Source organism: Mucilaginibacter rubeus (assembly GCF_003286415.2).
GTDB classification, from domain to species: domain Bacteria; phylum Bacteroidota; class Bacteroidia; order Sphingobacteriales; family Sphingobacteriaceae; genus Mucilaginibacter; species Mucilaginibacter rubeus_A.
In genome coordinates this window covers 7,418,322-7,433,637 of sequence record NZ_CP043450.1, presented here as the reverse complement: position 1 = coordinate 7,433,637, position 15,316 = coordinate 7,418,322, and the positions used below count along the sequence as shown (strand labels likewise).

Here is a 15,316-nt window from a genome sequence, read left to right as displayed (position 1 = left end):
AATTATATTCTCTTTATTTCTGTAGATATTTTATTTTACGTCGGCCAGCCAAAAGCTAAATGGCTTATCCCTGTCACAAACCAAAGTTTCACCATTAAACTCCAATTCGGCCGCATGGATAGATGTGCGTTTGGTTGAATAGCTGTAAGCGCCATCGGCATCAAGGCCGCCATCTTCAAAATGCTTTTTTCGACCAGGATGGGTAAAGTAAATGATATATGCATGGCCTTCACTAACCACCACATCTGCGTGTGCACCTGTTGGTGTATCCTCCGGCCGATGCCCTGGCTTATCCAGCACCAAACCCTGATGTTCCCAGGTTTTAGCATCTTTTGAGCGATAAACACGCTGACCTTGCCACTCGTCGGTGATCATCCAGTAATAATCTTTAAACCGGAAGATCTTGGGGCCTTCATGCGCGCGCCCTTCAATAGCGGGCTTATCTTGCGCTTTCCAGTTCACCAAATCATTACTTTCGGCAGTCATGGTAATGCTCCCCAGTTTTTGATCCTTGTACCACATATGCCACTTGCCGTCGGGCAGTTTCATGAGTGTTGGGTCGATGATGTTATGATCGGGCAAGTTCAGCGGCCCCTCATATTTCCAGTCCCACAGGTTTTTACTGGTATAATGCACCAGGTGCGAATCGCCGCCCCACTGGCTGTATACTCCGGGGATATACACTACAAACATGTGGTAAATGCCTTTATCAAAAACCACATCGGGAGCCCAAAAAGTGTTTTGCCCGCGTTCATGCTCCAGGTTTAGCGCACCACGATATACCCAGGTATGCCCATGATCTTTTGAGGTTGCAACGCCAATGGCAGTACCATAACAAAATGCCACTCCCGGCGATTGTACATTGGCCCTGCGCTGTGTGTACAACATAGTCCATTCCTTTTCGGCCTTGTTATAAACCAATACCGGGTCGGCGGCACCATCGTAAATCGGATCGCGAAACAGCGGCGATGGCGGCTGATTTTTAACCGCGGCATCCTGCGCCTGTGCAGTAAAACCAACCATCATCATTAAACCGCATACTATTCCTTTTATCATGAATGTATTTCTCATTATTCAGTAACCGGGAAAGCCGAGATCCTTAACCTTGCACCACCCATAGGCACCAGCGTAAGCTCTTTGGCAGGCTCTTCTGTTTTCACCGGGCTTTGTGGTAATACACCACATAAACCGGTTTCATCAATTTTCCAGCCCGGTAGCTGTTTACCTTTTGCTTTTAACTCTATCGGGGCATTCGCATTGGTGAAAGGATTATTATCCTTTGGCCACGCGCGTTTAATAACCTCTATTGATTTTTCAGGGTGCTGTTCATTTATCAGCAAACCGTAGTTCCATGGCGATGCCGCATAGATGTTATAAGAAGGCCATTTCTGCGGGTCGGCACCTGGCTGCCAGTGCGAATCGCCCTGCGCATCTTTCAGGTTATCACCTTTGGTGTATTGCTCTTCAATTTTCAAAGAATAAGTAAGCGGGCCATAGCTAACACTTACGCTATTTTTGTTTTTAGCCCACTCCTGCACCTTCAGCTGCATTGGTAGTTGAAGCGTTACCTTATCGCCATTTTTCCAACTTTTTGCCAAGCGGATATAATCGCCTGTTGAGGTATTTACTTCTACAGCAACACCATTAACTTTTACCGATGCGCCTTTGCACCATTCGGGTATACGCAGGTAAAGCGGAAAATCAACTGCTTTAGGTGTAGTAACCGTAAAATTGATCTGATCCTGGAACGGGTAATGACTTGTTTCGGCAATGCTTACCGCGGTGCCGTTACCAACTTTAGCGTTAACCTTACCTTCGGTATAAAGCAAGGCGGCTATGCCGTTATCAGGGGTAGCCATCCAGCTGTTTTCGGCATAATATACCCAGCCGGCGGCATGGTTATGTTGGCAGCAGCGGCTACCGAAAGGGTTCATCATTAAAAACGGACCTTCATTGGCTATACCCGGATGGTGATTTTTACCATCGCTCACTACCATGTTAGGTGCAGTTAAATAACGCAAAGCACGGTAATCGGGCATAAAGGCAGCCGGGAAAGTATTGAAAGCAACATCTTCGCAGTTTTCGGCCCAGAAACGGTCGCCGGTATTGCCCAGCAACATCTGGTCGGATGTCATTTGTTCCACCAAACCGCAGGTTTCTACTGCCTGGCGCGGATCGTCATAACCTTTACGGGCATTTTCATCGGCACCAAACATACCGCCCGGAACCTGGCCGTAAATATCACGGATGAGTTTAAAATTGTTGTAAGTAGCATCCAGGTCCTTTTTATCATGGCTTTGCAGATAATAAGTTGCAGGTTCGCGGAAACATTGCGCCACGTTAACATTGTGCCAGTTGGGCAGGTTATTAGCCTGACGCCAGTCGGCAGTGTTTTTATCAAGTTTAGTGGCCAAATCAAGCAAAAACTTATCGCCGGTGCGGTTGTACAACCAGTAAACGCTCAGCATATTGTCGCCGCCGCGGCTGTTTTCCCAGTAATCCTTCAAGAACTTGCTATCAGGTACCGATAGCTCATATTTAAAGTACTTAGTCATGAAAGGAATAACGCGCGGGTCTTTAGTGTACTCGTAATATGATTGCAGGCACCACAGCATTGGCATGTTAGTCCACAAATCGCGGTTGCCGTTGTGCTCAACCGCCGGGCCGAAATCGCCGTTATCCCGCTGGTTATTTAGCACAGCGTCAATCCAGAATTTGGTTTCGGCTATCATCTTTCTATCTTTCAGCGTGTAGGCTATATCGGCATAACCCTTTAACCAATAAGGCAGCTCTTCCCAACCATATTCGCCTTTACCTTCTTTATTTAGCCAGGCATTATTGGTTTTTGAAAGCCATACGCTAATCTCGCCCAAATTACCGGTTAAGCCATCACGTTGCAGCTCCAGCATTTTCTTTAGCCAGCCGCCGGCTTCAATGCTACCTGTAGGCAATTTGGCAAAATATTGTCTTTGCAGCGGAGCGCGGTTATTTACATAAAAAGCATTAGCACTTTTATTATCTACGGTTGTAACGGTTGTTGCTTTAACTCCCTGAGCACTTGCTGTTGCAAAGCCCGCACATATCATAGCCACGGAAAGACAAACCTCCCTGCGCATTAGTTTTATACTGTTTTTGATAGTCATACGTAAAGATATTATTTCACCAACGACGGATCGTATAGTTTACTGTTGGCTTTTTGTAACAATTCAACAGGCATTTTAATCACTTTGCGATCATAAGTCATAAACCCGTTCACTTCACCTTCCACATCTGTTGTTTGTGTGTATACTGCTGCCGAAAGACCTACTTTAATTAGCTCCTGTAACCTATCGGTAAAGGTTGAATACCTTTTAAACAGGTCGTCACCGTTTTTAAAGTTTTGATAACCCCAGTTTTTGTTTGCCTGCCAGGTATGGCCATCAACAGGCCAGCCAAGGCCACCAAACTCGCCCAACACAACGGCTTTGGTTTTACCGAAAATCTCCGGACGAGGCATAGCCGGATGTGGGTAATTATGCAGATCGACAATGTTACCGGTATCATAAAAGTTACCGCCGCTGGCGCTGTTTACCAAACGTGATGGGTCTTTTTTCTCGGTCCACTCGGTAATCTCAACGGTTTTAAACTGACCCCAGGCTTCGTTAAACGGAGTCCAAACTACAATACATGGATAGTTATATAACGAGTTGATGATGGCGTTCCACTCTTTGCGATAGTATCCTTCAGACTCAGGAGTACGGTCTTTATCGGTAGCACGGTCAAGCACGCCCGGGCGGTTTTCCCAGTGGTTACCTAAATCGCCGCTTGGCATATCCTGCCAAAGCAGCATACCTGTTTTATCGCAATAAGCATAATAACGTGCCGGCTCAACTTTGATGTGCTTGCGGATCATGTTAAAGCCCATTTCTTTAAGCTTATCTATATCAAAGCTCATGGCCTCATAAGTTGGCGGAGTGTATAAACCATCCGGCCACCAGCCCTGATCAAGCGGGCCATATTGAAACACGAATTTGTTGTTTAGCAACATGCGCTGAATGCCGTTAGCATCAGGGCCAAGCGAAATTTTACGCATAGCAAAGTAGCTGCCTATTTCATCAACCGCTTTGTTGTTGCGGATAACAGCAACTTTCAGGTCATACAAGAACGAATCGGTAGTTGACCATAAGTGCTGATCTTTGATATCAAGCACGGCAGTTTCGCCGGCATCAATTGTTTTTTCGGATACGAGGGTTTTGCCGTTCCAGGCGGTGATCTTCAGCTTATCACCCGGCTGGCTATTTGAAACTTCGGCAGATACCGATAGTGTGTGATCGTCAATGTTAGGAGTTTGTTTGGTGGCTTCAATGTGCGTTTTAGCTACGCCTTCCAGCCAAACAGTTTGCCAGATCCCGGTAACCGGAGTATACCAGATCCCTTCGGGCTTTTTTACTTGTTTACCACGCGGCTGCGGCCCTTCATCAGTCGGGTCCCATACGCTTACGGTAATATCTTGTTTTGAACCGCTTTTTAAATAAGGGGTAATGTTGAATGTAAAAGGATCGAAGCCGCCTTCATGAACGCCGGCGCTTTTACCGTTTACAAATACTTCGGTACGCCAGTCAACCGCGCCAAAATGCAGCAGTACGTCTTTACCTTTTAATGTTTTATTTAAGCTGATGGTAGTTTTATACCAGAGCATGCTATCCTTACCAACAGTTTTACCAACACCAGATAGCGCCGATTCAACCGCGAAAGGCACCAGGATTTTCCCCTCGTATTTTGCAGGCCCTGTAGTAGCTTTAGGTACTATGGCATAGTTCCATAAACCATTCAGATTTTGCCAGTTACCACGCACCATTTGCGGGCGCGGATATTCAGGAAGCGGTGCTTTAGGATCAACTTTTTCGGCCCATGGGGTGGTGATCTTGTCTTTTATCAAATGCCATTCGCCTTGCTGTGCATTGGCAGATAGATAGGTAGAAATAAAAAGAGACAGGCAAAGCGATAGTTTCTTCATCAGTAAAATGGAGTGTAAGGATATTATGTTAATTAATAATGCTGGGAAAGAAAAAAGGCCCCCGCTGTAACGGCGGGGGCCGATAAGTTATTGTAAGGTTATTTTTGATACTGGTGAGAAAACAAGGTCTTCAACACCGGCAATTTTTAAACCAATACGTGCAAATACATAATTCTGAGTAGGAGTTATAGTAGGCACATCGAAACTTAAACTCAGGTTAGTCATGCTTGTAATAGCAGAACCTGCAATTGATGGCGGATCGCCATCGCCTATACGGTAACCACCCGACACAAACTGTGTTTTGTTAACATATAAATAAACACGGTCAATGTTTTTTGCATTAGCATCAGTGATTATTTTCTGTATATCAAAAGTAGCAGTTACCTTTCTGCCGGTAGATGTAAACTTGGCATTCTCTACCAGGTAATAAGGAGTTACCTCAATATCAACTGTTTGGCTACCTTTTAAGTTTACGGTTAAGCTATCGCGGGTTCCTGCCGATAACTCTTTCCACATAAACGGCCCCTGGTTTGCAGGGATTGTGAACTTATAAGTACCGTCAAATAACAACTGGGCGTAATTACCATCGGGATCGAAAGTTCCCTGTATAGCCGATTTTGTTGCAAAACCAGGTTGATAAATTTGGTAAGGAACAGCGTTATACTCAACGTTTATAGCTTCGCCTTTATAAACCAACCTACCGCTCAGTCTCGATGTGGGCGCATCGTAATTGTCTTTCTTACAGCCCGAGGCCGCAAGAAAAAGCCCTATTAAAATATGATGAAACTTGATTTTCATAAACACTTTTCTTTAACTCTTATTGATTTGGTTGTTTAACAATTTTCGGGTTGGCTGCTATAACATCGTCACCAATACGTGAATAGTAGTTACCCAACAGGAACCTGTTTGAACCTGTTACCGGCGAAGGTTTTATTTCCTTAAATATCCATTTTCCGTTGTTAGCATCACCCGGATTATAATATTTATATGGCCACAAGCCAAAAGGTTGCGTGCTGCGTTTAGTTGCTTTACCAATGTTAGCAACCAGATCAGCAACTGACATTGAGTTACCATCCCAAACGGCATCAGCAATTCTCCAGCGTTTCATATCAAATAAAGTATGCCCTTCAAAAGCAAGTTCAACACGGCGTTCGTGAACAATACGGTCAAAATAATTAGCTGCGGTGAGCACCAAAGGGGTGGTAAGGCCAGCCCTTAAACGAACCTGGTTAATATAGCCTGAAGCCTCTGCATAATTGCCTAATTCGGCATCAGCCTCAGCGGCGTTCAATAACACTTCAGCATAACGGTAACGGATAAAGTTAACATCACTACCACGGCCACGACGACCAGAACCTACAGTTGGATCAAGGTATTTACGGATATAAAAACCGGTTTGAGTACGGAACTCAGCGCCGTTAACCGGACCATCTTTACCCACTACCTGCACCTTGCCTAAGCCGGGAACATCTTGTGTAATGGTAGCATCGCTGCTTGATATAACAGTACCGTTACCTAATTGATAACCTGCATATACCTCGGTACGTTTACCTTTAAATAATCCGTTTGGCAATAACACGGTACCGGCAAGCCTTGCATCACGGCCAGCAAACATATCTAACTGATCGGTATAGTAAATAGGGTTACCTGCGCCATCTTTAGTTGCCATTGGAGCATATGAATTGTCGAGCTTTTCAAACGCCTCAACCAGGTTTAACGACGGGTTTAACCTTCCCGCGTCCAAACCTTCGTCTGAAATTGAGAAAGGTTGGTCGTTAGTGGTGAAACCATGTGTTTTACCGCCGTTGGCCTTGAAATCCTCAACCCAGATTGACTCCGAGCTGCTTTTATCAAGGAACAAGTTGGCAAAGTTATCGCTTAAATCAGGTAATTGTTTGTAAAGCGAATAATTACCTGCTGTGCCTGATATAATCTCTTTGGCAGCAGCAAGCGCTTTAGTGTAATAACCTGTAGCAGAGCTTGCAGGTATGCCCACCTCACCGCCAGGTAATGATACCTGAGGTGTTGTTGCACCATATTTAGCTATTGAAGCAGCATATAAAGCGGCCCTTGATTCCATAGCCAATACAGCAGCCGGGGTTGCCCTTGATTTTTCAGAAACGTTAACTGGTAATAAACCTTTTATCGCTTCAGCCTCGCTAATGATAAAGTCGTAAACTTCCGACTCTTTTGCACGCGGGATCTGCAATGCTTCAACGTTGCCCGAGAAATCATAAGTAAGCGATTTAGTGATCAGAGGAACACCGCCCATTCTTTTTACCAGCTCAAAATAATACTGGGCACGTAAAAAACGGCCTTCGGCAATAAATTGATTTTTCTGCGCGTCGGTTAATTTGGTAGCAGCGGTAGCACGCTCAATAAATAAGTTCAAATCGCGAACATATTTATAATCCCATGTATTCCATGAGCCAAAATCCCAGCCTGTACGCTGTACTATATAATAGCTTCCGTTTTCTGAAGGGAACGATTCGCTGAAATCAGCAAATGAAGCCCAGCCGTTATCCAGACCAGAAAAATCGTAAACACGGTTATATAAATCAGCAAGAATAGAAAGTACAAGGTTGGGGTCGGAGAATGCAACATCTGAAGTTACCACCTGCTTGGGGGGTACATCCAAAAAAGCACTGTCTTTTTTGCAGGCCCCTGTAACTAACAGGAGTGCAAATGTTGATATTATGGTTGTTTTTTTCATTTGGTTTAAACTTGAGGGATCAATTAAAAGGTTAAATTAACACCAAAGTTGAGCACCTTGCTCTGTGGGAATTGTAACCCGTTATCATCCGTTGTTTCAGGGTCAACGCCAAACTGTTTCAGGTTATCAAACGAGAACATGTTATAGGCGTTAACATAAAAGCGTGCTCTCTTGATCTTCACTTTAGCCAGCAGCTGAGTAGGCAGCGAGTAACCTAATTCCAGTGTACGTACCCTCAGGTATTTTACACTATGTAACCAGAAGGTTGAGTTACGGTCATAATCACTGTTGGTAGTACCCGGGTTAACCCTGTTTGCAGGATATTTACCAGGAATCCATGCGCTGTTGATATCAAACGGATCTGCACGATGGTACCTGTCTTCAAATATTGTGTTCAAGTTACCATTGTTTTGGAATGCCCACCTTGTTTCATAGTTCTGGAACCAGGTATAACCGGCACCTCCCGAAAAGTCAGCATGGAAATCAAAGCCGTGGTATGCAGCACCCAAGGTTAAACCAAAGTTGATGTTTGGCTGTTTGCCATAACCGTAACCGATAGGACGCGTATCATAACCGTCAATCTTACCGTCACCGTTCCAGTCTTTGTACATCAAGTCGCCCGGAAGCATTGTCCTGTTACCCTGACCGTCGTTATTGATTTTATAGTTGTTGATCTGTTCGATAGATGAGAACTGACCTATAACCGTGTAACCCCAGTCGATATTGGCATAACGGTTTATTCCAGATCCAAAGTAACGTTCTAAGGAGTTACCGAAATATTCGTTCCTGAATATTGATTTCTGACGTGAGTAAGAAATGTTACCGCCAATATTATAGCTTACTTTTCCAACCTTATCATTCCAGTTCAATGAAAACTCACCACCCGATTGTGAATCGCTGCTTGAATTTTCCGCCGGCAATGAATAGCCTACTTCCAGTGGCAATACCAGTTTTGATGGCGGGCCAGCCAGGCCTGTACGTTTACGGTAGAAATAATCAACAACACCGCTCAACCTGTTGTTCAATAAGGTAAAGTCCATACCTACGTCGGTCATTTTACTTTTTGACCATGAGATATTGGTTGTTACCAAACCCTTGTCGGTTGAAGTAACTATAGCATTACCGTCAATAATTGCAGTACCTGCATTGTAGTTATAACCCGGTAAATAAGCATATGGGGTTACAATTGGGTTTGCAGAGTTGTTAGGATCGCGGTCATCACCCAATACACCGTATGATGCACGGATTTTTAAATCATTCAGGATGCTGTTTTCGCCAAGTAGTTTCTTCATGAAACCTTCCTGGGTGATACGCCAGCCGATAGATCCGCCTGGGAAATAACCTACGCGTTTATCAGGGGCAAACAGGTATGAAGCATCCCTTCTGCCAGATAATTGCAGGTAGTATTTGTTATCGTAGTTGTAATCAAGTCGGCCGATATAACCTATACGGGCTTCTTTATTGTCGCTGTCCTGATATTGGTCAGCAGTTGGGAAGTAAATAAGCGGCAGGTTGTTTGATACCGGCGAAGCATGGATCCAGTTACGTAAGTGTTGTAACTCAATACGCTCAGATACGAATATAGCACCGATAGTGTGTTTGCCAAAGGTGTTGTTGTAGTTGATTTGCCATTGGTAAGTTTTAGCGAACTCTTTTCTCTGCTCGCGCTCACGCCAAGGGTTGGTACTACCGCCGGTGATATCATAAGTATCAGTTGCCGGGCGATAAGTGTAAGCGTTATAGGTATACTCCTGGTTATTTAACAGGTAATCAGCAATATAGTATGAATACAAACCTTTTAACAATAAGCCTTTAATACCTGGCACTTGGTATTCGGCACCAAAGTTGGTTTGCAAAACACGCCAATCGCTATGATATAAGCCCGAAAGCTTGTCATTAAGGAAAGCGTAGTTTGACTCGGTGTGACCGATGTCATTCAAATAATTTGGATTATCGTTAGCGTAAGGGCGCTCAAGCGGCGTATTTCTTAAAACAGCAAAACGGGCCAGGAAGTAATCGTCACCACCCGGTACACCAGGGTTTTCGCGGGTTTCGATACGACCGTTGATATCCATGCTCACTTTTAAGCCGTTGGCTACTTTTAACGATACGTTTGACTGGATGTTTGAGCGGTTAAACTTATACTCTTTACCTAATTGTGAATTCTGGAACAGGTTTGTTGCAGATACATAGTAGTTCAGTTTGTCGGTACCACCGGTAAAGTTGGCGTTAACCGAGTTTTGAGGAGCATTGTTGTTAGCCTTCAAAACGTAATCGCGCCAGTTAAAGCTTTGGTAACCTTTTTCTGTTCCGGCTTTGTACTTGTCAAGATCAGCCTGGGTAATGGTTGTTGAACCGTTGCTGTTAACCTGTGCATCAGCCAAATAACGCATATAATCATACGAATTGGTTAGTACGTTAGGGAAACGGTACCAGTTTTGGAAACCAAGGTAAGCATCAATGTTAACGCGTGAGTCGCCCGAACCTTTTTTGGTAGTTACTACCACAACGCCGTTTGCAGCACGTACACCGTAAATTGCGGCAGATGCGTCTTTCAATACTGCGATACTTTCTACGTCGTTTGGAGCAAGGTTGTTAAACTGGCCTTCATCCTGCTGGATACCGTCAATTACATATAATGGGGTACCCATGTTACGGATCTGGATGCTGGCGCTGGCACCTGGCCTGCCTTCTGATTGCCTGAAGGTTACACCCGGAATTTTACCGGCAAGCGTTGTACTAACGGTTGAACCCGCGTGTACACGATCGATATCCTTACTGGTTACGCTGGAGATAGCACCCGTAATGGATGACTTTTTCTGTGAGCCGTAACCGGTTACCACAACCTCCTGCAATGATGAATTTGTTTCGCGAAGCCGAACTTTAAGGGTTGTTCTGCCTTGCAGGGCAATCTCTTGTGCAACGTAGCCGATGTAAGTAAACGTTAATGTACTGTTTGCTGTAGGTACATTAAGTGAAAAGTTACCCTGAGCATCAGTCGTTGTTCCACCTTGTGTGCCTTGCACCCTTACGGCTACGCCTGTTAGCGCCAGGCCGGTGGTGTCTGTCACAGTTCCCGAAACCTTAATTTTATTTTGCGCGGATGCACTAAACGAAAAAAGGAAACCGGTCATGATGAAAAAAGCGATTAGCATTACTTTTGGGCTCCACTTACTGGGCGGCCACTGCACATGAGGATTTCCCCCATGCCTGAGTAGTAAAAATTTTCTCATAAATGATCTATTAATTGGTTAAGTTTTGATTTTAAAAATGTACAATTGACATATCTAAAATCATGCTTCAAAGAAAAAGGATTTTAGCCCCGGCGATTAACCAAATCATATCAATACTTAGTCAAAAAGTATCAATTTTCAGGAGGGTAGAAACGCTGCAACAGATTGGTTATATTTGCTTTAAGCTGATTATTTTGAAACCACTATACATATTTTTATTACTTTTTACAGTATCCTGCGGCATTTGTAATGCCCAGACGTACTACTTCAGGCATTACCAGGTTGAACATGGTTTATCGCATAATACCGTTTACTGCAGCCTGCAGGATAAGCGCGGCTTTTTATGGTTTGGCACCAAAGATGGCCTTAACCGCTTTGATGGCTATACCTTTAAAACATTCAGGCATAACCCTGCCGATAAAAGCACCATTTCAAATAACATGGTGCATACCCTGTCTCTTGATCAAAAAGGAACCCTGTGGATAGGCACCGACGAAGGCTTGGATAAGTACGATCCGCAGTCAGAAACATTTGCACATATCAATACCGCAAATATTAACGGCGTACGCAGTATCACCTTTGATGAACACAATAACTGCTGGTTTATAGCCGGAGCCTCATTAATAAAGTACGACCAAAAAACCGGCGAAAAAATTGACTATTGGCCATGGCAACACTTTGAAGCTACATCGGTAGTAATTATTAATGGTATCGTGTGGACATCAGCCTCATCGGGCGTGATGGAGAAAATGGACCAGGCAAACCGCACGTTTACTTCATACAACCTGTTTAAGCCAACGGATAACGTTACATCAAAATATATAGAGAAGATCTATTACGCAGGTAACAATAAAATATTTGTGGCCACCAACAGTCACGGTTTCAAAGAGTTTGACTCCGAAACCGGTGCATATACAGATCTGCTTAACTACAATCCGGATAAAACCGCGATTTATGTACGCGATTTTTTAAAATACAGCGATACTGAATACTGGATAGCAACAGAGTCCGGTGTATTCATTTACGATTCGGTAAAGGGTACGTTCCTTAATCTCCGAAAACATTTCAATGACCCATATTCCATATCCGATAATGCTGTTTATTGCCTTTATAAAGATTCGGAAGGCGGCGTTTGGGTAGGCACCTACTTTGGCGGGCTCAATTATTATCCTAAACAATATTCAACTTTCAACAAGTTTTATCCCGATACCGAACCAAACTCGCTTAAGGGGAATGTAGTGCGCGAAATTAATAAAGATATATATGGCAACCTATGGATGGGTACAGAAGACAACGGGCTTAACAAATTAGCGCCCGATAAACATACCTGGACGCATTACTATCCCAACGGAAAAGCCAGCATTTCAAACACCAACATCCATGGCATACTACCGGTTGGTAACGAATTGTTTGTAGGCACTTTTGAGCGGGGCCTGGACATCATGAACATTCAAACCGGTAAGGTGGAACGTGTTTACCTGGCCGGCAATCAGAGCAACGATCTTAAAAGCAACTTCATCATTTGCTTTTGCAGAACCCGGAGCGGGCTCATATTTGTTGGCACCACACGCGGCTTCTACAGGTATAACTTAACTACTAAAGATTTTACCCTGATAGATAAGTTACCTCCGTACGATTTCATTTATGCAATAACCGAAGACCATAAAGGTAAAATATGGATAGGCACCGTGCGCGATGGTATTTACTGTTACAACCCGGCAAACAATACCAGTACTAAGCTAAACTATCGCTACCCCGTTAAAAACGTACTTAATACTACTACAGTTAATGGTGTTTTTGAAGACAGCAGCCACAAATTATGGTTTGCGACGGAAGGCCTGGGGCTATGGAAATATGACCCGGAAGCTGATAGCTATAAATTTTATGACAGCAATAAAGGCTTTCCGAGTAATTACATTTTCCGGGTGGAAGAGGATAGCCATAAAAACCTGTGGATCAGCACCACGCGTGGCCTTGTTTGCTTTAACCCGGCTACAGAGGCCATTAAAATTTATACCAAAGCAAATGGTTTGTTAAGCGATCAGTTTAATTACAACTCATCCTTTAAAGATGCCGATGGTACCATGTACTTTGGTTGCGTACGTGGTATGGTTAGCTTTAATCCTGCCAATTTTAAAATCAATCACTTTATTGCTCCCGTTTATATAACCGGCTTCCAGGTACACAATAAAGAGATCTCTGTTAAGGGCGCCGATTCGTTGCTTAGCCAATCCATCATCAGCACAAAAAAAATCAACCTCAATCATAACCAGTCGTCATTTAGTATTGATTTTGCGGCGCTAAGTTTCCCATCGCCGGAAATGACCCAGTATAAATATATGATGAAAGGTCTGGACAAGGGCTGGACCGAACTTAAGCGCAACCGTAAAGTTTACTTTACCCAATTGCAGCCCGGTCATTACACATTTGTAGTAAAAGCGGCGGGTAATAACGGCATCTGGACCCAAAAAGAAACAACCCTCGAAATTAATATAGCGCCGCCTTTTTGGGAAAGTGTTTGGGCTTATATCGCTTATTGCATGCTGTTTTTGCTGACTGGCTACTACCTACTCAGAAGCTATCACCGCAAAACCCGCGAAAAAAACAAACGCATTATCGAAACCCTCGAAAACGACAAGGAAAAACAGATCTACAATGCCAAAATTGAGTTCTTCACCAATGTGGCGCATGAAATCCGCACGCCGCTAACCCTTATCAAAGGGCCTATGGAAAAGGTGATCAGGAAAGCCGAGCATGTTCCAGAAATTCAAAACAACCTGAAGATTATGGAAAAGAACACCAACCGATTGCTTGATCTTACCAACCAACTGCTTGATTTCCGCAAAACCGAAACTAATGGCTTTAGCCTCAGTTTTGTTAAAACAGACATCACCGATCTGCTTGCCGATACCTTTATGCGGTTTAAACCTATGGCCGAGCAAAAGAACCTCAGCTATACGTTTATACATCCGGCTAAAACCGTTTATGCCTATGTTGATATTGAGGCATTCACTAAAATTATAAGTAACCTTATCAATAATGCTATCAAATACAGCACATCAGAAGTTGAGATCGAATTAATTGATCACCCCGATAACGACCCTACTTTTACCATCGAAATAAGGAATAGCGGCAACCTGATCCCTTATGAAATGCGCGAAAAGATCTTTGAACCTTTCTTCAGGATGAAGGAGTCGGAAAAGCAGATTGGTACGGGAATTGGCCTCTCTTTATCGCGCTCCTTAGCCGAATTGCATAAAGGTTTATTGGTGTTGAATAAATCTATTAACGATTTTAATATATTTAACCTTACTTTGCCTGTACACCAGGAAAAAGAATTCGACCTGCATATTACCCCCGATGAATATGAGCAGGCAGACCTAAGTAACAGAGAGGAGAATATTGACTTTATGAAACCAGTTATACTTTTAGTGGACGATAACCCGGAAATACTTGATTTTATTTCGGATGATCTGAGCGACAAATATTCGGTTATTAAAGCCCTTAACGGACAGGAAGCGCTGGATATGATAGCCATAGAGAACATCCAGCTTATTATAAGCGACGTAATGATGCCGGGAATAGATGGGTTTGAACTGTGCAAAACCATCAAAACAAATTTCGATTACAGCCACATCCCAATTATATTACTAACGGCTAAAAACACCCTGCAAAGTAAAATTGAAGGACTGGAAGTTGGCGCCGATGCCTATATCGAAAAACCATTTTCACCAGAACACTTACAGGTACAAATAGCCAACCTGCTTATTAACCGCAATAAGATCAGGGAGCATTTCGCAAGTTCTCCATTGGCGCATATCAAGTCGATGGCGTATTCAAAACCTGATGAAAGCTTTTTGGATAAACTCAACGGCGTTATCTACAAAAACATTCAGAATGCCGAACTTGATGTAGAGCAGATAGCCAATCTCATGAATATGAGTAAGCCAACCTTGTACCGTAAGGTTAAGGCTATTTCTAACCTCACCATTAATGAACTCATCAATATCACGCGATTAAAAGCCGCCGCCCAATTGCTGGAAGAAGGGGATTATAAGATCTACGAAGTTGCTAACATGGTAGGTTACAGCTCGCAATCGCACCTGGGACGTAATTTCCTGAAGCAGTTCGGCACTACGCCAACTGAGTATCAAGCTGCTAAACGGAGTAAGATGAAACAGGTTTAATATTCTAAGATACATGCAAGTTCAAGCGTCTACGCTTGAACTCTTTTCAACTTAAGCGTCCACGCTTAAGTTCATTATGTGAGCAATTAAACAAACAAAGGATTTAAAAAATCCCCTCTTGAGAGGGGGTGCGGAGGAGTGAGCGGTAGCAGAGGTGTGTTTCTGTTTTATACCTATCAAAGCAGAA

At 43.6% G+C, this 15,316-nt stretch carries 7 protein-coding genes; 1 reads left to right on the top strand and 6 read right to left on the bottom strand.

The genetic code is table 11. The annotated features are described in order from the left end of the window. Positions 1 to 30 precede the first annotated feature (30 nt). The 6 genes from DEO27_RS30565 to DEO27_RS30540 all read right to left on the bottom strand — a co-directional run bounded on the left by DEO27_RS30565 (position 31) and on the right by DEO27_RS30540 (position 10,942). On the bottom strand, positions 31 to 1,056 hold the full coding sequence (locus tag DEO27_RS30565; RefSeq protein WP_112570134.1) for a family 43 glycosylhydrolase: 1,026 nt from the start codon (positions 1,054 to 1,056) through the stop codon (positions 31 to 33). A gap of 14 nt (positions 1,057 to 1,070) precedes the next feature. Beyond that, the gene (locus tag DEO27_RS30560; RefSeq protein WP_223818092.1) at positions 1,071 to 3,143 is read right to left on the bottom strand and encodes a beta-L-arabinofuranosidase domain-containing protein; all 2,073 of its coding nucleotides are present in this window, start codon (positions 3,141 to 3,143) and stop codon (positions 1,071 to 1,073) included. An 11-nt stretch (positions 3,144 to 3,154) separates the two neighbouring features. Next, positions 3,155 to 4,996, bottom strand: coding sequence for a glycoside hydrolase family 2 protein (locus tag DEO27_RS30555; RefSeq protein ID WP_112570118.1), 1,842 nt, complete (start codon positions 4,994 to 4,996; stop codon positions 3,155 to 3,157). Positions 4,997 to 5,083: 87 nt separating this feature from the next. Beyond that, a complete protein-coding gene (locus DEO27_RS30550; RefSeq protein WP_112570116.1) occupies positions 5,084 to 5,794 on the bottom strand; it encodes a DUF3823 domain-containing protein in 711 nt (236 codons plus the stop codon). A gap of 19 nt (positions 5,795 to 5,813) precedes the next feature. Continuing rightward, positions 5,814 to 7,709, bottom strand: coding sequence for a RagB/SusD family nutrient uptake outer membrane protein (locus DEO27_RS30545; RefSeq protein ID WP_112570114.1), 1,896 nt, complete (start codon positions 7,707 to 7,709; stop codon positions 5,814 to 5,816). 23 nt (positions 7,710 to 7,732) lie between these two features. Continuing rightward, positions 7,733 to 10,942: a SusC/RagA family TonB-linked outer membrane protein gene (locus DEO27_RS30540; protein ID WP_223818091.1), complete on the bottom strand. Its 3,210-nt coding sequence runs from the start codon at positions 10,940 to 10,942 to the stop codon at positions 7,733 to 7,735. Positions 10,943 to 11,004: 62 nt separating this feature from the next. Here DEO27_RS30540 and DEO27_RS30535 point away from each other — a divergent pair, with 62 nt between their 5' ends. After that, positions 11,005 to 15,129, top strand: a complete 4,125-nt coding sequence (locus tag DEO27_RS30535) for a two-component regulator propeller domain-containing protein (protein ID WP_112570112.1) — start codon at positions 11,005 to 11,007, stop codon at positions 15,127 to 15,129. Positions 15,130 to 15,316 lie beyond the last annotated feature (187 nt).

Bases quoted from the DNA above. Each gene is read 5' to 3' on its own strand.
- DEO27_RS30565 (WP_112570134.1), bottom strand. From the start codon at position 1,056: ATGATAAAAGGAATAGTATGCGGTTTAATGATGATGGTTGGTTTTACT.
- DEO27_RS30560 (WP_223818092.1), bottom strand. From the start codon at position 3,143: ATGACTATCAAAAACAGTATAAAACTAATGCGCAGGGAGGTTTGTCTT.
- DEO27_RS30555 (WP_112570118.1), bottom strand. From the start codon at position 4,996: ATGAAGAAACTATCGCTTTGCCTGTCTCTTTTTATTTCTACCTATCTA.
- DEO27_RS30550 (WP_112570116.1), bottom strand. From the start codon at position 5,794: ATGAAAATCAAGTTTCATCATATTTTAATAGGGCTTTTTCTTGCGGCC.
- DEO27_RS30545 (WP_112570114.1), bottom strand. From the start codon at position 7,709: ATGAAAAAAACAACCATAATATCAACATTTGCACTCCTGTTAGTTACA.
- DEO27_RS30540 (WP_223818091.1), bottom strand. From the start codon at position 10,942: ATGAGAAAATTTTTACTACTCAGGCATGGGGGAAATCCTCATGTGCAG.
- DEO27_RS30535 (WP_112570112.1), top strand. From the start codon at position 11,005: ATGCTTCAAAGAAAAAGGATTTTAGCCCCGGCGATTAACCAAATCATA.